We start from the raw sequence: 16048 nt of genomic DNA, 5'->3' as shown, positions 1-16048 counted from the left end.
AAATTTTTATTTCACTCTAATAAATTGTTTCTCTAATTGTGCAAGGTCATTTTTAATGCTTGCGTCCATGACTTTCGTTCCAACTTTAACTCGAACCCCGCCGATAAGCTCTGGATTGATTTTATTTGTAATCATGATTTTAGAGTAATTTGTACGTGATTTAATTATCGTATCAATGCGTTCTAAATCTTCATCTGACAATTCATACACTGATTCAACTACAGCATATTCTTGATTGTGATGTTGATTAAATAAAGCTTCAAATTCTATATAGATTTCATGAATGTAAGAAAGATGACGGTTACTTGCAAGAATCGTTAACATGTTTTGCAAGTATTGATTGGCATGACCAAACACTACTTTTGCAAAACTACGACGCTGTTGTACATCTTTTTGTGGATCTGCATCCAATGCTTGTAATTTTTTTGTTTCAGGTTGTACTGCTGTGTTGATTGTTGAAAATTCTTCGTACATCATTTCAAGATTGTTTGTGTCTTTAGCAGTATCAAATAAAGCCTTGGCATATTTTTTTGCTATGATAGCCATTATTTATCGCCTGCCTCTTTAATGTACTTTTCAACTAATTCTTTTTGATCTTTTCCTGATATTTCTTTTTGCAGTACTTTCGATGCAATCAATACTGAAAGCTCAGAAACTTGATTATTAATATCAGCAATTGCACGTTCTTTTTCACTGTTGATTTCATTCTGTGCTGTTTCAATCATGCCATTTGCTCTAATGTTTGCTTCATGAATAATTTCTTCATGCTGTTTGCGAGCTTGGACTTTAGAATCTTCTAAAATCTTTTGAACCTCATCTTGTGTTTCTTTTAGCGTTTGTTTGTTTTGTTCTTCTAACTTCTGTGCATTTAATTTAGCTTGTTCAGCATCATCTATATCTTTATTAATATCATGTTCACGTTGATCCATTACACCTTTTAATGGACCCCAAGCGAATTTTTTCAATAAAGCTACTAATATAAGAAAAGTTACAAGGGTAACAAGAATTGTTCCCCACTGAACACCACTAGTGTCAGCCGCACCAAGTACGAACATATTTGTCGTAGCAGTCACTTACATAGACACTCCTTTCATTCATTATAATTATAAGTCATATTGATAAAAACGAACGGCGAAAGCCTACAAGACTTCGCCATAAAACTGGTTTAATTATAGTGACATGAAAGCGATAACTACACCGATGATTGGCAATGCTTCAACTAAGCCAACACCAATGAACATAATACCCATTAATTGACCACGTGCTTCTGGTTGACGTGCTACACCTTCTACTGTTCTTGAAACGATAAGACCATTACCAATACCTGCACCTAGTGCTGATAAGCCGATTGCGATTGCTGCTGCGATTAAATTCATTTATAAATCCTCCTAATTTTTTCTTTTCTTAATTTTAAATTAATGACTGTCCTGAACTTTATGGGACATGTATACCATTGAAAGCATTACAAAAATATAAGCCTGAATCGTACCAATAAATATTGAGAACCCTTGCCAAACAATTAAACCTGGGATACCAATCAACCATCCCCATGCTGGGAAACCGATAACTAAACCTGCTAGTAATCCAAGTAGTAACTCACCTGCAAAGATATTACCGTATAGTCGTAAACCTAATGTCAATGTTGAAGTAAATTCTTCAAAGATATTAATAGGTAATAAGAATATAGGTTTAGTATAGTTCTGGAAGTATCCTTTTGGGCCCTTGATTTTAACACCGTAATAGTGTGTTAAAAGGATAACTAAAGTTGACAATGTCAAAGTAACAGTTGCATCAGCTGTTGGTGATTTCCACCACAGTGTATGACCTGAAATTAATTGAAAAGGTAATCCAATCATATTACTGACAAATATGAAGAATATTAATGTAACAGCAAGGAAATGGAATTGACCACCTTTAGACCATGCCATGTTACTTTCAATAACTCCTCTTACAAAGTCAAAAACCCACTCTATAAAGTTTTGCTTACCAGATGGACGTTTCTTGAGGTTGCGTGTACAAATAATAGCTATGACAAAAACAATAAGCGCTGTAATAACCAACATCATAATTGATGATAGATTAAACACGATGTCTAGACCGAACACATTCCAACTGACTAGAGGGTCTTTATGATCCATGCTTTCTCACCTCTTTCATATTAAGATTTTATTCCTTGTGCAAAAACGGTTTCAAAACCATTAACACATAAGAAATCATTAAACCAACAACCACACCAATTATATTTATATAGTCCTTATAAAAATACCAAGTACAACATGCAAGAATCACAATCAAATATCTCCAAACGTTGCCCGTTGAAATATGTATATTATCTTTTTGTTTAGCTTTCGCTAAGTAAAACTCGAAAGTAAAAGTATTAATAAGTGATCCAATCATGCCTATGATAAGTCCTAAAATAAATGGCGAACTTGTGAAAATAAACACAAATAACAGTACAACTATACCATATAAATAAAATTGTATATACTGTTGAAAAATGATGTTGAAACGTTTCATTACTGTGCCTCACTTCATTTTTTCATTCAATGATGAAAACCATTTCAATCATACAGTTTTAATAATAATATAGGGCGGTAAAGGTGTCAATTCTATTCAAAATGTAGTTTAATTTTTTGCACACTTGTCACAAAAATGACACATTTACCACTATTAATATTTAAAAAAACTAGGTTTTTTGGGAATTAGATGAAAATAATACTTTATATTTTCACAAATTCTATTTGATGCATTTCCATCGCCATAAGGATTGCGCGCTTCACTCATTGCTTTGTACAATTGCTCGTCTTCCAATAATGCTTGCGTAGCATCAAAAATCATTTGTGCATTTGTACCAACAATTTTCAGTGTGCCCGCTTCTACACCTTCTGGTCTTTCAGTTGCTTCTCTTAAAACTAATACCGGTTTACCTAGAGATGGCGCTTCTTCTTGAACTCCACCTGAATCCGTTAATATCAAATAAGACTGATGCGCAAAATTATGAAAGTCTATTACTTCTAATGGTTCGATCAATTCAATTCGATCATGATTAGATAAGTATAAATCTGCAATACTTCTTACTTTTGGATTTTTATGTACAGGGTAAACGACTACTACATCTTCATATTTATCGACAATATCTCTTACTGCTTTAAAAATATGTTCCATAGGCTCTCCAATATTTTCACGCCTATGAGCAGTTAGTAAAATAATGCGTTTGTCTTTATGTCTGTCGATAATATCAGATTGATAATGTTCATGTATGGTAGTCTTCATAGCATCAATTGCAGTATTTCCAGTAACCACTACAGTATCTGACGGTTTATTTTCCGCAATAAGATTTTCTGCAGCATTATTAGTAGGGGCAAAGTTCAAATCTGCCATTACCCCTACCATTTGCCTATTCATTTCTTCAGGAAATGGAGCATATTTATCCCAAGTTCTTAAGCCTGCTTCCACGTGGCCTATAGGGATTTGATTATATAATGCTGCCAAACTTCCAGCGAAAGTTGACATGGTATCACCATGCACAAGTATCATATCTGGTTGTTCTTCCTTAATAACGTCCTCTAGTCTAGTCAATATACGAGAAGTAATTTCAGATAATGATTGGCCTTGCTTCATAATATCCAAATCGTAATCTGGTGTAATATGAAAGCTTTCCAGTACAGAATCTAACATTTCTCTATGCTGCGCAGTAACTACTACTATCGGTTCCAACTCAGCATCATCTCGCAATGCTAATACAAGCGGCGCCATTTTCACTGCCTCAGGACGTGTCCCGAACACAGTCATTATCTTCTTCATTCTACTCCACTCCTGGGTAAAACTATTTTGTTCCGAATAAACGGTCTCCAGCATCACCTAAACCAGGTGTAATATATGCATGGTCATCTAATTTTTCATCTAATGCAGCTATGAAAATATCTACATCCTCATGTGCTTCTTGTAATTTTTCTACACCTTCAGGCGCAGCAACTAAGCACATAAAACGAATGTTTTTCGCGCCACGTTTTTTAAGAGAATTGATTGCTTCAATTGCTGAAGCACCTGTAGCTAACATTGGGTCTACGACTACAATTTCTCTTTCTTCGATATCTTGTGGTAATTTCACAAAGTACTCAACTGCATCAAGTGTTTCAGGATCTCTATATAGACCCACATGACCTATTCTCGCTGCTGGTACTAAGTTTAAAATACCTTGTGTCATACCTAAGCCAGCTCTTAAAATTGGTACAAATGCTAATTTTTTACCCGTTAATCTTTTAGCTACCATTTTAGTTACTGGTGTGTCTATCTCTACTTCTTGTAATTCTAAATCTCTTGTCACTTCGTATGCCATTAACATACCAACTTCATCTACTAATTCTCTAAATTCTTTAGTCCCTGTATGTACGTCTCGAATGTAACTTAATTTGTGTTGAATAAGTGGGTGATCAAAAACATGTACTTTGCCCATAATTTACTTCCTCCAATTTTAATTGTATAAAGGATGTTTTGTAGTTAATGCTTTAACTCTTTCTTTTCCTTCGTCTAAAGCTTTTTTATCTTCTGGATTTCTTAAAACTAAACTGATAATTTTTGCAACTTCTTCAAAAGCAGCTTCGTCAAATCCACGCGTTGTTGCAGCAGGTGTACCTAAACGAACACCACTTGTTACAAATGGTTTTTCTTGATCGAACGGAATTGTATTTTTGTTACAAGTAATACCTACAGCATCTAATGTTTCTTCAGCTACTTTACCTGTGATACCTACTGAACCTTTAACATCTAATGATACTAAATGATTATCTGTACCGCCTGAAACGACTCTATAGCCTTCTTTAGTTAATGTATCTGCTAATGTTTTAGCATTATTAACTACTTGTTGTTGATATGTTTTGAAGTCGTCTTGTAATGCTTCACCAAAAGCAACTGCTTTCCCAGCAATAACGTGTTCTAACGGTCCGCCTTGAATACCAGGGAATATTTTTTTATCAATTTGCTTTTTGTACTCTTCTTTACATAAAATCATTCCACCACGAGGGCCGCGTAATGTCTTATGTGTTGTAGTAGTTACAAAATCTGCATATTCAACAGGGTTTTGATGTAAACCAACTGCAACTAAACCTGCAATATGCGCCATATCTACCATCAATTTTGCCCCTACTTCATCTGCAATCTCTTTGAATCGTTTGAAATCAATAGCTCGAGAATAAGCAGATGCACCTGCGACAATTAATTTAGGTTTATTTTCTTTAGCTACTCTTAACACTTCATCATAATCAATTTGTTCATTTTCTTTGTCTACGCCATACTCAACAAAGTTATAAAATTGTCCACTAAAGTTAACAGGCGAACCATGTGTTAAATGACCACCATGGCTTAAATTCATACCTAATACAGTATCACCATGTTCTAATGCTACCAGATAAACTGCCATATTTGCTTGTGACCCAGAGTGTGGCTGTACGTTAACGTGTTCAGCACCAAAAAGTTGTTTGGCACGTTCGATAGCTAATGTTTCAGACACATCCACGTATTCACATCCACCATAGTATCTTCTGTTCGGATAGCCCTCAGCATATTTGTTCGTTAATACTGAACCTTGCGCTTCCATAACTGCTTCCGAAACAAAGTTCTCTGAAGCAATCAGCTCGATATTGTTATTTTGACGGTTAAATTCATTTTGAATCACTTCGTATATTTCTTTATCTTGCTCTTGAATAAATGACATAGGTAAATCCCCCTCGTTCTGTATTAGTTATATTTTGCTCTTTCGCCACCAATTTTCTTAGGTCTTGAAGAAGCGATTGTAACAACTGCCTCACCAATCTGTTTAACACTTGTACGTTCTGGAATGGCTACATGCGCAATATGCATGCCAATTAATGTTTGACCAATATCAATACCTTTTGGCACTATTATTCGTTCAACAACCATTGGATCTTGCATATGTTGGTAAGCATAAGTTGCTAAGCTACCACCTGCATGAACATCTGGTATTACAGACACTTCTTCCATCGTAAGGGGGTTGAACTTAGACCTTTCAATTGTTATTGCTCTGTTAATATGTTCACAGCCTTGAAATACAAAAGAAACATTTGTATCATTCTCAATTTGCTTTAATGCTTCAAATATTTCTTGTGCTACATCCATAGAACCTACACTACCTATACGCTCACCAATTACTTCGGATGTAGAACAACCAATCACACATAATTCATTTGCTTTAAAGAAAGATTTAGTCTTTAATTCATTTAACAATAACTTTAGATCTTCCATTCTCCCACCCCTTTTAAAATAATGATTTAAAAAAAGTATTTAAACACCTCAATGCTATGAGACATACAAGATTAGACGATAGCAATTTTGCTATACGTATTTTATTATAACGTATTTAGCTACTCACTCATACTAATTTAACAAAATTATTACTTTAATATTTTATTTTTTAAAGTATCTATCAACAAATTTAATTCATTATATATTTTATTATAATCATATAACGATCCACCATATGGATCAGTGATTTCTCCTTCTCGTTGAACATATTCAGTGATAGTAAAAATTTTCTCTGTCTCTCCATATACTTGTTGTATCGTTTCTTTGTGAGATTGTGACATTGTTAATATTAAATCTGCATTTAAATCCTCTGCTGTAAAACGTTTAGCATTACTAGGTGATGGTAAATGATGTTCATTTATAATACTTAGTGTATTCTGTGACGTAGGCTGACCATCTTGAGCAAAAACACCTCGTGATTCTATGATATATTCAGGCATTTTTGCTTTGGCAATACTTTCAGCCATAGGACTTCTACACGTATTACCAGTACAGACAAAGATTATTCTCATAGTTGATCTCCTTTAACAATAGTTTGACTTGCAGCTTTCATCATTCTATTCATAATCGCTATGGTATGGTCAGTAATATCAAAACCATAAATATATGCTGTTTTAATTTGTTCATCTTGATCAATATGATGCAATATTTTATAAAGGTTATGATTTGCCCCTTTAATATCATTTTCATTTTTACATAATTCTATAAAAATAGACCCTTCAGGCACGAAATCTCGCTTATCATTTGGAACGATAAATGCTGTTTGGCTCCAATCTTTTTCTTCTGAAGGCTTTATATTGAATGCTTGAACAATTTGTAAAGGTGTATCTGGCGCATAATGTTTATATTTCATCCCTGGTGCAATTGGCTTATCACTATCCAAAGTCTTTGCTGTAGATACACTATGAGGTAACACCGCTTCAATCATCGTTTTCGTAATTGAACCAGGTCTAGCAATTCTAAATGGAAACTGTGTGCAATCTAATACAGTGCTTTCCAACCCTTCTTCACTTTGATCACCATTTACCATACCATTAATACGACCATTTAAATCTGAATAAACGTGTTCAAATGTTGTAGGTGACGGTCTACCACTTAAATTTGCGCTCGGTGCTGCTATGGGTATATCTACGAATTGCAAAATTTGTCTGCCGATTGAATGACTTGGCATTCTAACAGCAATTGATGATAAACCACCACTTACACTTTCACACAAATATCCCTTTTTAATCGGTAATATAAAAGAAATTGGTCCAGGCCAAAAATGCTTCATCAATAATTTAATTTCGTCTGTTATATCATGTGTAAAATGTTCTATTTGTTTTAAATCATGTATATGCACAATCAACGGGTTATCTGAAGGTCTACCTTTCGCTTCATATATCTTTTGGATCGCTTCTGCATTTCTCGCATCTGCACCAAGACCATATACTGTTTCCGTTGGTATTGCAATCAAGCCTCCTTGTTCGAAGATGTGCTTGATTTCATTTATATCCGGAAATTGATTGATTTCATTTTTATACTGTCGTAAATCCCAAATCTTCGTTTCCATTTAGCCCCGCCCTTTCTTCTCATGATTTTATTTTAGAATAAAATAAAAAGTTATGCACTCTCATGATTTATCATGTTCAGTACATAACTTCTTATTACCACTCGAAAGAAATAATTCTATCGTTATTATTAATATCTTTTATAATTTGAACATCTAATGAAGGATATTTAGATTGTATTTTTTGCTTCAATGTTTGACCTTGTTTATAACCAATTTCAAAAACGACCTTTGCATTCGGCAGAAGTACTTTTGGCAATTGGGTTAATATTGCATCATAAACCTTATACCCATTATCTTCTGCAAATAATGCAGAATGTGGTTCATATTTCAATACTGTGTCATCCATCAGTACAGCCTCACTATCATCAATATAAGGCGGGTTAGAAATTAGACCATTCACTTTTATACCTCTTTCTATTAAAGGTGCTAATGCATCACCCTGCAAAAAGTTAATAACTACTTGATGGCTAAGGGCATTTTCTTGTGCTACGGCTAATACTGTATCATATAAATCTGTAGCATAGACAGTTAATGAACGATTCATTTTTTTTAGTATAATTGGAATATTGCCACTACCTGTACCAATATCAACAATTGTATCATCAGAATGAATCTCGTTATAAAAGTGTAACATGACTTCCTCAGTTTCAGGTCTAGGTATTAAACAATCTTCAGTCACCTTGAATGTCTCACCGTAAAATGATTGGCTTCCAACAATATACTGAATCGGTTCACCTTTTAACATTCTAACTTCAGCGTCGTTATATAATTCTAAATGTATGTCCGACATTACCTCATCCTTATGCATCAAATAATCCGCTTTACTCCATTGCAATAAATCTAACATTAACCATTCTGCTCGAGTCGTTTCAATATCTAGTTCAATGCATTTCATTTTTGCATTAGAAAGTCGTGTTTTATAATTCACCATTGTTAAGTTCTTTCAATTTATCAGTTTGTTCAGCTAAAGTTAATGCATCTATCACTTCGTCTAATTTTCCTTCCATAACTTGATCTAACTTCTGAATCGTTAAACCAATACGGTGGTCAGTCACTCGACTTTGAGGATAATTATACGTTCTAATACGTTCTGAACGATCACCAGAACCTACTGCTGATTTACGTTGGGCAGCATATTTTTGTTGCTCTTCTTGTAATTTCATATCAAATAAACGCGCTTTCAAAACTTTCATAGCTTTTTCACGGTTTTGAATTTGTGATTTTTCTGAAGACGTAGCAATGATTCCGGTCGGCACATGTGTGATACGTACAGCTGAATCCGTAGTATTGACATGTTGTCCACCCGCACCACTAGAGCGGTAAGTATCTACTTTAATATCTTCATTTCGCACTTCAATTTCTACATCTTCAACTTCTGGTAATACTGCAACTGTAGCAGTCGATGTATGAATACGTCCACCTGACTCGGTCTCAGGTACACGTTGTACACGATGGGCGCCATTTTCATATTTCAACTTACTATAAGCACCTGATCCTGAAATTGAAAAACTGATTTCTTTATAACCACCATGGTCACTTTCAGCGGCTTCTACAATTTCTGTTTTATAACGTTGTGCTTCAGCGTATTTAGAATACATTCTAAATAAGTTTCCAGCAAAAATTGCAGCTTCATCTCCACCGGCAGCAGCACGTATTTCCACGATAACGTCTTTCTCATCGTTAGGATCTTTCGGAATAAGTAAAAATTTAAGACTTTCTTCTAGTTTCGGAACTTGATTGTTAAGTGATTGGTGTTCTTCTTTTAACATTTCAATTTCATCACTGTCTTTTGTTTCTTTTAACATTTCTTCTATTTCAACAATGTCTTCTTTGACTTGTTTATAATTACGGTATACTTCTACAGTTTTTTGTAGATCTGATTGTTCTTTTGAATATTTTCTTAAGTTATCTGGATCACTTACTACATCTGGATCACTTAATAATTCATTTAATTGTTCATATCTTTCTTCTACGATATCTAATTGATCAAACACTACATTTCCTCCTTCATATTATTACTTGGTGCAACAATATGATGCGCTCTGCATCTTGGTTCATAACTTTCATTTGCACCAACTAATATAACTGGATCATCTATTTTTGCTGGGTTACCATCAATCAACCTTTGTGTGCGGCTTGAAGATGCACCACAAACAGCACAAACAGCTTGTAGTTTAGTCACTTCTTCACTTACTGCTAGTAGGTGTGGTATAGGTTCAAACGGTTCCCCTCGGAAATCCATATCTAGTCCCGCTGTAATGACTCTATGGCCTTTTTTAGCTAATTGTTCAACAATATTAACTACACCTTCTTCAAAAAACTGCACTTCATCGATGCCTATAACATCTGTATCTGACAAATCGTGCTTAAGTATTTCAGCCGCTGTTGAAATATTAATTGCTTCAATAGCGTTGCCATTATGAGAAACAATCTTATCTTTATGATAGCGGTCATCTATAGCCGGTTTAAATACAACTACTTTTTGCTTAGCATAAAGGCCTCGTCTTAATCGACGAATTAACTCTTCAGATTTACCACTAAACATGCTTCCAGTAATACATTCAATCCACCCGGAATGATAAGTTTCATACATTATGCGTTCCACCTTTTTCAAAACATAATCGATTCATTATAGCATATTTTTTTAATTGAAATATGCTATTTCTTCAAGATATTGAGTTATTTTTATGTATAAAAACTATTAAAACTGTAATATTCTAAATTAGAGACTTATATTTATAAAAACAAAAAGGCATTCTCATATAATGAGAATGCCTTATAACAACGATTACTCGTCGCTTGATTTGATTCCGAATTTTTTGTTGAAACGTTCCACACGGCCATCCGCAGCAGCGAATTTTTGGCGTCCTGTGTAGAATGGATGTGAATCAGATGAAACGTCTAAACGAATAACTGGGTATTCGTTGCCATCTTCCCATTCCATAGTCTCTTTTGAAGATTTTGTTGAACCACTTAGGAATTTAAAATTCGTAGTTGTATCTAAAAAGATTACACTGTGATATTCAGGATGAATATTTTTTCTCATTATTTTCAGCTCCTTTGCCCTGAACCATCTGGAACAGAGTTGTTTGTGAGTTTTTACCCAATACTTGATAATTATAATTGCTTTAAAACCAAAACGCAACCCTAAATCATATATTAGCTTGATAACACTTTGCTAATTTCAACTTAAATAATTGGTTTACCTGTTTTAGTGCTTTCTTTAGCAGCCTTTTGTAATTGTTCAAAAAATTCTTGGTTATTTTCTGTACGTTTTAATTTGCGTACAAATCTTTCTGTAAAATCAATTGAATCTGTAAACATATTACGTAATTGCCATAATGATTCTAAATCTTTTGGAGAAATAAGTAGTTCTTCTTTACGCGTTGAACTACGACCGATATCAATAGCTGGAAATACTCGGCGCTCTGCCAATTTACGATCTAGATGTAATTCCATGTTACCCGTTCCTTTAAATTCTTCGTAAATCATATCGTCCATACGTGATCCTGTATCAACTAACGCTGTAGCTAGTATCGTCATACTGCCACCAGCTTCAATATTTCTTGCAGCTCCGAAAAATGCTTTTGGCTTGTGTAATGACGCAGGGTCTAAACCACCAGACAATGTGCGTCCACTTGGTGGTATGACAAGGTTGTATGCGCGAGCTAACCTTGTAATTGAATCCATTAAAATAATGACATCTTTTCCTACTTCAACAAGTCTTTTTGCACGTTCTAATAAAAGTTCTGCAACTTTAACATGGTGTTGTGGTGGCTCATCAAATGTAGAGTGCACAACTTCAGCAGATTCAACAGAACGTTCAATATCTGTTACTTCTTCTGGACGTTCTCCGACTAATAATACAAATAATTCTGCATCTGGTTTGTTGATAGCAATAGCGTTAGCAATCTCTTTTAATAGAGATGTTTTACCTGCTTTTGGTGGTGCAACAATAAGTCCACGTTGGCCCAAACCAATTGGCGTAATTAAATCCATAATACGAGTCGAAAAATTTTGCTTCGTTGTTTCTAAAACGATTCGTTCTTCAGGATATAATGGCGTTAACGCTTGAAAGTGAGGTCTTTTTTTAACTTCTTCTGCATTCTCGTCGTTAACAAAATCAACTTGTAGCAAACCATAATACTTTTCATTATCCTTTGGTTTTCTTACTTTACCAGTAACTTTATCGCCGCGTTTGATTTCAAAACGACGTATTTGACTGGCAGAGATATAAATATCTTTTTCACCTTTTGAATAATTAACTGTTCTAAGGAAACCATAGCCATCTTGTTGGATGTCATCTAATACACCCTCCATATAATAGTTACCGTCTTTTTCCATTTGCGCTTCCATAATTGCAAGAACAAGTTCTTTTTTATTAAGTTTACTATAATTTGTTAGTTTTAGAGATTTTGCTTTTTGAGTGAGATCTTTTGTAGTGTAATTTTTGTATAATTCGTGGAACGATTCATACTGAGGTGATGTTCGTACTTTATCAGGCATTATCTTGCACCCATTTCATAAATAAGTTTTTAAATAACGCAACGTACTACGCTACTTACTTTTATAACTATAGCAAATTTCTTATTTAATTACAAAATGTATTTCAGTTTTTATAAATTATAAAAGCAAGACAGTTAAACTGCCTTGCTTCATTTAAATTATTTAATTACTGCTAAACTTTATTATTTATAATAGCCAGCAATGGACTTAACTTCTAGGAATTCTTCGATACCGTAGTCGCCCCATTCGCGTCCAATACCAGATTGTTTATAACCACCAAATGGTAAGTCCGATTTACGGCCAGCTTCATTAATTTCTACTGTACCAGCTTCAATTGAACGTGCTACTTTTTGTAATGTGTCTTTATCATTACCGTATACATATCCAGCTAAGCCATATTTAGTATCATTTGCAATTTTAATTGCTTCATCTAAATCATTGTAAGTGATAATTGACATCACTGGGCCAAAAATTTCTTCTTGCGCGATTGTCATACTATTATCAACATTATTAAATATTGTTGGGCGAGCAAAGTAACCTTTTTCTAAGCCTTCAGGTTTGCCAGGTCCACCATAGAATAATTCTGCACCTTCTTCAATACCTTTATCGATATATGATTGTACTTGGTCAAATTGTTTTTTACTAATGATTGGACCAACTTGAGTGCCTTCTTCGCGTGGATCACCGACTTTAACTTGACTGAATTTTTCTTTTACAGCTGTTAAGAATTCTTCTTTTAGACTTGCTGGTACTAATGTTCTGGTACCTGCTGTACAAACTTGACCAGTATTGCTAACAACTTTACCAGTTGCTGCACTTGCTGCACCATCAATATCTGAATCATCTAAAATAATATATGGTGATTTACCGCCCAATTCAAGTGATACTTTTTTGAAATCTTCAGCTGCTTTTTTCATAATGCTTGAACCAGTTGGACCAGAGCCAGTGAACGACATCATTCTTACTTTCGGATGTTCACTTAATGGATTACCTACACCTTGTCCATCACCATTCACTAAGTTAAACACACCTTTTGGCACGCCTACTTTATCAAAAATTTCAGCCAAAATAATTGCGGCGAATGGTGTCTCTTCAGATGGTTTTAATACAACTGGACTTCCTGCTGCAAAAGCGGCAGATAATTTCAATGAAGTTTGATTCGTTGGGAAATTCCAAGGTGTAATTAAGCCAGAAACACCAATTGCTTCCTTCACAACTAAATCATCACCACGACGTTCTTCAAATTCAAAATTATCTAATGCATCACGTGCTGCTTCAAAGTGATCTAGTCCCATTTGATAATGTACTTTTTCTGATACTGATAAAGGCGCACCTAATTCGTCTGTAATTGCCTCTATAAGATCATCTTTTCTATTTTTATATTCTTGTACTATTTTATCTAATAATGTTCTTCTTTCTTCTATTGAGCTGTGTCTAAATTCTAGATACACATTTTCTGCAGCGTCTACTGCTTTATCAACATCTTCTTTATTACCTTTCGCAATTGTACCTGCTACTTCTTCTGTCGCTGGATTAATAACTTCTAGTGTTTCTCCACTAGTGCTTTCGATCCATTCTCCGTTAATATATTGTTTAGTGAAATTTCTCATCAATAATTCACTCCCTAATTTGTGTTGATAATTATATTTTAACCGAGATTCTATATTTTTAAACATTAATGCTCACGTTATTTGACGACAAACGTTGTTATTAAGCGTTTTCTAATCATTTTACATTAATAATTAGTCCCAACAAAAACCTTGAACCTCACAATTTATAAGCTGAAAAAATATATATTTTCTTTTTTTGAAACAAAAAAGAAGTCTATGACATGTCATAGACTTCTTCTCTTATTATAACGCTTTAAATCTTCGTTCATAGAGATTGATATTATTGATTTTCAAGTTCAATAAAATCTTGCGCCCACTTTTCCATTGGTACTAATGCTGCCGCTAGTGCATCACCTTTATCCGTAAGTTGGTATAATATGTTCATCGGGCTTGTAGATACTATTTTTTTCTCTACAAGACCCCATTCACTTAGGTCTGTTAATTTTATACTAAGTGCACGTGGTGTAATTGTTTTCAAATCACGTTTCATATCCGAAAAATGAGCAGATTTTTCTGGACACCTAGACAAGTAATTAATAATTAGACCATTCCAACTTCTACCTACTATTTTAAAGGTCTCTTCAAGATAAGGGCAAACCTCCATGGTCATCACCTCATATCGTTTTTATTCTATAATCTGAGTTACTAAAATATATTTCAAGTACTTAGTATATTTAGTATACCACATTTTCTAAATTTCTTCAGTCCAAATATCTGCACCTAATGATTCTAAAGTACTCACAATATTAGTGTAGCCACGATAAATATGTTTTACGTTGTAAATTGTAGTAACACCTTCTGCTAAAAGTCCTGCAACAATAAGACATGCGCCTGCTCGTAGGTCACTCGCATATACTTCTGCTCCTGTTAATTTAGATGGCTTAATAGTTGCCGTACCATCATCTGCATTGATATTGGCACCCATGTTTTTTAATTCATCAACGTGTCTAAAACGCGCTGGGTATATTGTTTCAGTCACAAAAGATACACCATCTGCCATAAATAATAGCGGTGTAATAGGTTGTTGTAAGTCTGTAGCAAATCCAGGATAAACTAAAGTTTTAATGTCGACGCTTGAATAAGGCGCACTACGTTTAATTTTAGCACTATCATCGCCAACTTGAATATCCACGCCTAATTCTTTTAACTTTACAGTTAATGGTTCAACATGTGTTGGGATAATATTATTAATTTGAATATCCTCACCACAAGCTGCAGCTATACACATATACGTACCAGCTTCTATTCTATCTGGAATAACTTGATGATGAGAACCGTGAAGACGATCCACACCATTAATCTTAATCGTACTTGTACCTGCACCTTTTATATCTGCACCTAGACCAATTAAATACGTTGCTACGTCTACAACTTCTGGTTCTTTAGCTGCGTTTTCAATGACAGTATGCCCTTCAGCTCGTACAGCTGCAAGCATAATATTAATTGTTGCACCAACGCTCACAATATCTAAAAATATATTTGCACCAGTTAATTTGTCAGCTTCAATTTTCATAGAAGTCTCACTTGATTCATCAATCTTCGCGCCTAAAGCTTTAAAACCTTTGATATGTTGATCAATAGGTCTTGGTCCTAATGGACAACCTCCAGGTAAACCAATGACACATTTTTTAAATCTACCTAACATTGCACCCATCATATAATAAGAGGCACGTAAAGACTCGACTTTATTATTAGGTAATGGTGCATTTTCAATGTCAGTAGGGTCGACCTTTAATGTCATACCATCTAATTCTGTTTTAATATTTAAATCCCCTAATAGACTAACCAATGTTTCTACATCAGAAATTTCTGGAAGACCTTCAATTGTTACTTTATCTTCAGCCAGGATTGCTGCAGGTATAATTGCTACTGCACTGTTTTTAGCACCGTGGATATCCACTTCACCTTTAAGTGTTTGTCCACCTCTAATTTTTATCACTTCTTGAGCCATTCGCTTGTTCTCCTTTGACTTTCAATCATTATTTGCATTATAAATTACTTTTTCCAGTTTGCAAAGTACATCAGTCTACTAAAACTTTTTAAAATTAAAATTAAGTGA

The 16048-nt window shown here is 34.4% G+C and carries 19 protein-coding genes; all 19 read right to left on the bottom strand.

From position 1 onward, the window contains the following. Positions 1 to 6 precede the first annotated feature (6 nt). The 19 genes from MHB47_RS04305 to MHB47_RS04215 all read right to left on the bottom strand — a co-directional run bounded on the left by MHB47_RS04305 (position 7) and on the right by MHB47_RS04215 (position 15940). Positions 7 to 546 carry a F0F1 ATP synthase subunit delta gene (locus MHB47_RS04305; protein WP_002507078.1) on the bottom strand — a complete coding sequence of 180 codons (540 nt, stop codon included), beginning with the start codon at positions 544 to 546 and terminating at the stop codon, positions 7 to 9. Beyond that, positions 546 to 1073 carry a F0F1 ATP synthase subunit B gene (locus MHB47_RS04300; protein WP_021339776.1) on the bottom strand — a complete coding sequence of 176 codons (528 nt, stop codon included), beginning with the start codon at positions 1071 to 1073 and terminating at the stop codon, positions 546 to 548. The genes MHB47_RS04305 and MHB47_RS04300 overlap by 1 nt, the downstream gene beginning before the upstream one ends. Before the next feature lie 96 nt (positions 1074 to 1169). Continuing rightward, complete coding sequence (atpE, locus tag MHB47_RS04295; RefSeq protein ID WP_002507076.1) at positions 1170 to 1376, bottom strand: F0F1 ATP synthase subunit C; 207 nt, start codon at positions 1374 to 1376, stop codon at positions 1170 to 1172. Positions 1377 to 1415: 39 nt separating this feature from the next. Continuing rightward, positions 1416 to 2138 carry a F0F1 ATP synthase subunit A gene (atpB, locus tag MHB47_RS04290; protein ID WP_002507075.1) on the bottom strand — a complete coding sequence of 241 codons (723 nt, stop codon included), beginning with the start codon at positions 2136 to 2138 and terminating at the stop codon, positions 1416 to 1418. 28 nt (positions 2139 to 2166) lie between these two features. Next, a complete protein-coding gene (locus tag MHB47_RS04285; RefSeq protein ID WP_002507074.1) occupies positions 2167 to 2517 on the bottom strand; it encodes an ATP synthase subunit I in 351 nt (116 codons plus the stop codon). Between the two features lie 153 nt (positions 2518 to 2670). Then, positions 2671 to 3804 carry a non-hydrolyzing UDP-N-acetylglucosamine 2-epimerase gene (gene wecB, locus MHB47_RS04280; RefSeq protein ID WP_340755332.1) on the bottom strand — a complete coding sequence of 378 codons (1134 nt, stop codon included), beginning with the start codon at positions 3802 to 3804 and terminating at the stop codon, positions 2671 to 2673. Positions 3805 to 3826: 22 nt separating this feature from the next. Beyond that, positions 3827 to 4456, bottom strand: a complete 630-nt coding sequence (upp, locus tag MHB47_RS04275) for a uracil phosphoribosyltransferase (RefSeq protein ID WP_340755330.1) — start codon at positions 4454 to 4456, stop codon at positions 3827 to 3829. Positions 4457 to 4474: 18 nt separating this feature from the next. Beyond that, positions 4475 to 5713 (bottom strand): serine hydroxymethyltransferase, encoded by a 1239-nt coding sequence (gene glyA, locus MHB47_RS04270; RefSeq protein WP_056935798.1) that lies wholly within the window; start codon positions 5711 to 5713, stop codon positions 4475 to 4477. 23 nt (positions 5714 to 5736) lie between these two features. Continuing rightward, positions 5737 to 6261 (bottom strand): TIGR01440 family protein, encoded by a 525-nt coding sequence (locus MHB47_RS04265; RefSeq protein ID WP_002507070.1) that lies wholly within the window; start codon positions 6259 to 6261, stop codon positions 5737 to 5739. A gap of 149 nt (positions 6262 to 6410) precedes the next feature. Beyond that, positions 6411 to 6833, bottom strand: a complete 423-nt coding sequence (locus MHB47_RS04260) for a low molecular weight protein arginine phosphatase (RefSeq protein ID WP_021339781.1) — start codon at positions 6831 to 6833, stop codon at positions 6411 to 6413. Further along, positions 6830 to 7873, bottom strand: coding sequence for an L-threonylcarbamoyladenylate synthase (locus MHB47_RS04255; protein ID WP_340755326.1), 1044 nt, complete (start codon positions 7871 to 7873; stop codon positions 6830 to 6832). The genes MHB47_RS04260 and MHB47_RS04255 overlap by 4 nt, the downstream gene beginning before the upstream one ends. 94 nt (positions 7874 to 7967) lie before the next feature. After that, a complete protein-coding gene (gene prmC / locus MHB47_RS04250; RefSeq protein WP_340755324.1) occupies positions 7968 to 8804 on the bottom strand; it encodes a peptide chain release factor N(5)-glutamine methyltransferase in 837 nt (278 codons plus the stop codon). Next, the gene (gene prfA, locus MHB47_RS04245) at positions 8791 to 9867 is read right to left on the bottom strand and encodes a peptide chain release factor 1 (RefSeq protein WP_340755322.1); all 1077 of its coding nucleotides are present in this window, start codon (positions 9865 to 9867) and stop codon (positions 8791 to 8793) included. Before prfA ends, prmC begins: the two co-directional genes overlap by 14 nt. Continuing rightward, on the bottom strand, positions 9867 to 10466 hold the full coding sequence (locus tag MHB47_RS04240; protein WP_002507065.1) for a thymidine kinase: 600 nt from the start codon (positions 10464 to 10466) through the stop codon (positions 9867 to 9869). The genes prfA and MHB47_RS04240 overlap by 1 nt, the downstream gene beginning before the upstream one ends. A gap of 195 nt (positions 10467 to 10661) precedes the next feature. After that, positions 10662 to 10919 carry a type B 50S ribosomal protein L31 gene (locus MHB47_RS04235; protein WP_002507064.1) on the bottom strand — a complete coding sequence of 86 codons (258 nt, stop codon included), beginning with the start codon at positions 10917 to 10919 and terminating at the stop codon, positions 10662 to 10664. A gap of 143 nt (positions 10920 to 11062) precedes the next feature. Next, the gene (gene rho, locus MHB47_RS04230; RefSeq protein WP_002507063.1) at positions 11063 to 12379 is read right to left on the bottom strand and encodes a transcription termination factor Rho; all 1317 of its coding nucleotides are present in this window, start codon (positions 12377 to 12379) and stop codon (positions 11063 to 11065) included. A 182-nt stretch (positions 12380 to 12561) separates the two neighbouring features. Further along, positions 12562 to 13989 (bottom strand): aldehyde dehydrogenase family protein, encoded by a 1428-nt coding sequence (locus MHB47_RS04225; protein ID WP_340755320.1) that lies wholly within the window; start codon positions 13987 to 13989, stop codon positions 12562 to 12564. Between the two features lie 280 nt (positions 13990 to 14269). Next, a complete protein-coding gene (locus MHB47_RS04220) occupies positions 14270 to 14593 on the bottom strand; it encodes a winged helix-turn-helix transcriptional regulator (RefSeq protein ID WP_002511426.1) in 324 nt (107 codons plus the stop codon). Between the two features lie 87 nt (positions 14594 to 14680). Beyond that, the gene (locus MHB47_RS04215) at positions 14681 to 15940 is read right to left on the bottom strand and encodes a UDP-N-acetylglucosamine 1-carboxyvinyltransferase (protein WP_021339784.1); all 1260 of its coding nucleotides are present in this window, start codon (positions 15938 to 15940) and stop codon (positions 14681 to 14683) included. Positions 15941 to 16048: the final 108 nt, after the last annotated feature.

Origin of the sequence: Staphylococcus sp. FSL K6-3157 (genome assembly GCF_038005145.1) — a bacterium.
In the GTDB taxonomy this organism is placed as follows: Bacteria; Bacillota; Bacilli; order Staphylococcales; family Staphylococcaceae; genus Staphylococcus; species Staphylococcus equorum.
Note: the sequence above shows the minus strand (reverse complement) of the source record. Positions and strands in the feature narration are given on the sequence as shown.

Excerpts from the sequence above, each read along its gene's own strand:
- atpE (WP_002507076.1), bottom strand. The coding sequence starts at position 1,376 with ATGAATTTAATCGCAGCAGCAATCGCAATCGGCTTATCAGCACTAGGT.
- upp (WP_340755330.1), bottom strand. The coding sequence starts at position 4,456 with ATGGGCAAAGTACATGTTTTTGATCACCCACTTATTCAACACAAATTA.
- MHB47_RS04255 (WP_340755326.1), bottom strand. The coding sequence starts at position 7,873 with ATGGAAACGAAGATTTGGGATTTACGACAGTATAAAAATGAAATCAAT.
- MHB47_RS04285 (WP_002507074.1), bottom strand. The coding sequence starts at position 2,517 with ATGAAACGTTTCAACATCATTTTTCAACAGTATATACAATTTTATTTA.
- prmC (WP_340755324.1), bottom strand. The coding sequence starts at position 8,804 with ATGGTGAATTATAAAACACGACTTTCTAATGCAAAAATGAAATGCATT.
- MHB47_RS04225 (WP_340755320.1), bottom strand. The coding sequence starts at position 13,989 with ATGAGAAATTTCACTAAACAATATATTAACGGAGAATGGATCGAAAGC.
- MHB47_RS04240 (WP_002507065.1), bottom strand. The coding sequence starts at position 10,466 with ATGTATGAAACTTATCATTCCGGGTGGATTGAATGTATTACTGGAAGC.
- rho (WP_002507063.1), bottom strand. The coding sequence starts at position 12,379 with ATGCCTGATAAAGTACGAACATCACCTCAGTATGAATCGTTCCACGAA.
- MHB47_RS04305 (WP_002507078.1), bottom strand. The coding sequence starts at position 546 with ATGGCTATCATAGCAAAAAAATATGCCAAGGCTTTATTTGATACTGCT.
- atpB (WP_002507075.1), bottom strand. The coding sequence starts at position 2,138 with ATGGATCATAAAGACCCTCTAGTCAGTTGGAATGTGTTCGGTCTAGAC.
- MHB47_RS04265 (WP_002507070.1), bottom strand. The coding sequence starts at position 6,261 with ATGGAAGATCTAAAGTTATTGTTAAATGAATTAAAGACTAAATCTTTC.
- wecB (WP_340755332.1), bottom strand. The coding sequence starts at position 3,804 with ATGAAGAAGATAATGACTGTGTTCGGGACACGTCCTGAGGCAGTGAAA.
- MHB47_RS04235 (WP_002507064.1), bottom strand. The coding sequence starts at position 10,919 with ATGAGAAAAAATATTCATCCTGAATATCACAGTGTAATCTTTTTAGAT.
- MHB47_RS04215 (WP_021339784.1), bottom strand. The coding sequence starts at position 15,940 with ATGGCTCAAGAAGTGATAAAAATTAGAGGTGGACAAACACTTAAAGGT.
- MHB47_RS04220 (WP_002511426.1), bottom strand. The coding sequence starts at position 14,593 with ATGGAGGTTTGCCCTTATCTTGAAGAGACCTTTAAAATAGTAGGTAGA.
- MHB47_RS04260 (WP_021339781.1), bottom strand. The coding sequence starts at position 6,833 with ATGAGAATAATCTTTGTCTGTACTGGTAATACGTGTAGAAGTCCTATG.
- glyA (WP_056935798.1), bottom strand. The coding sequence starts at position 5,713 with ATGTCATTTATTCAAGAGCAAGATAAAGAAATATACGAAGTGATTCAA.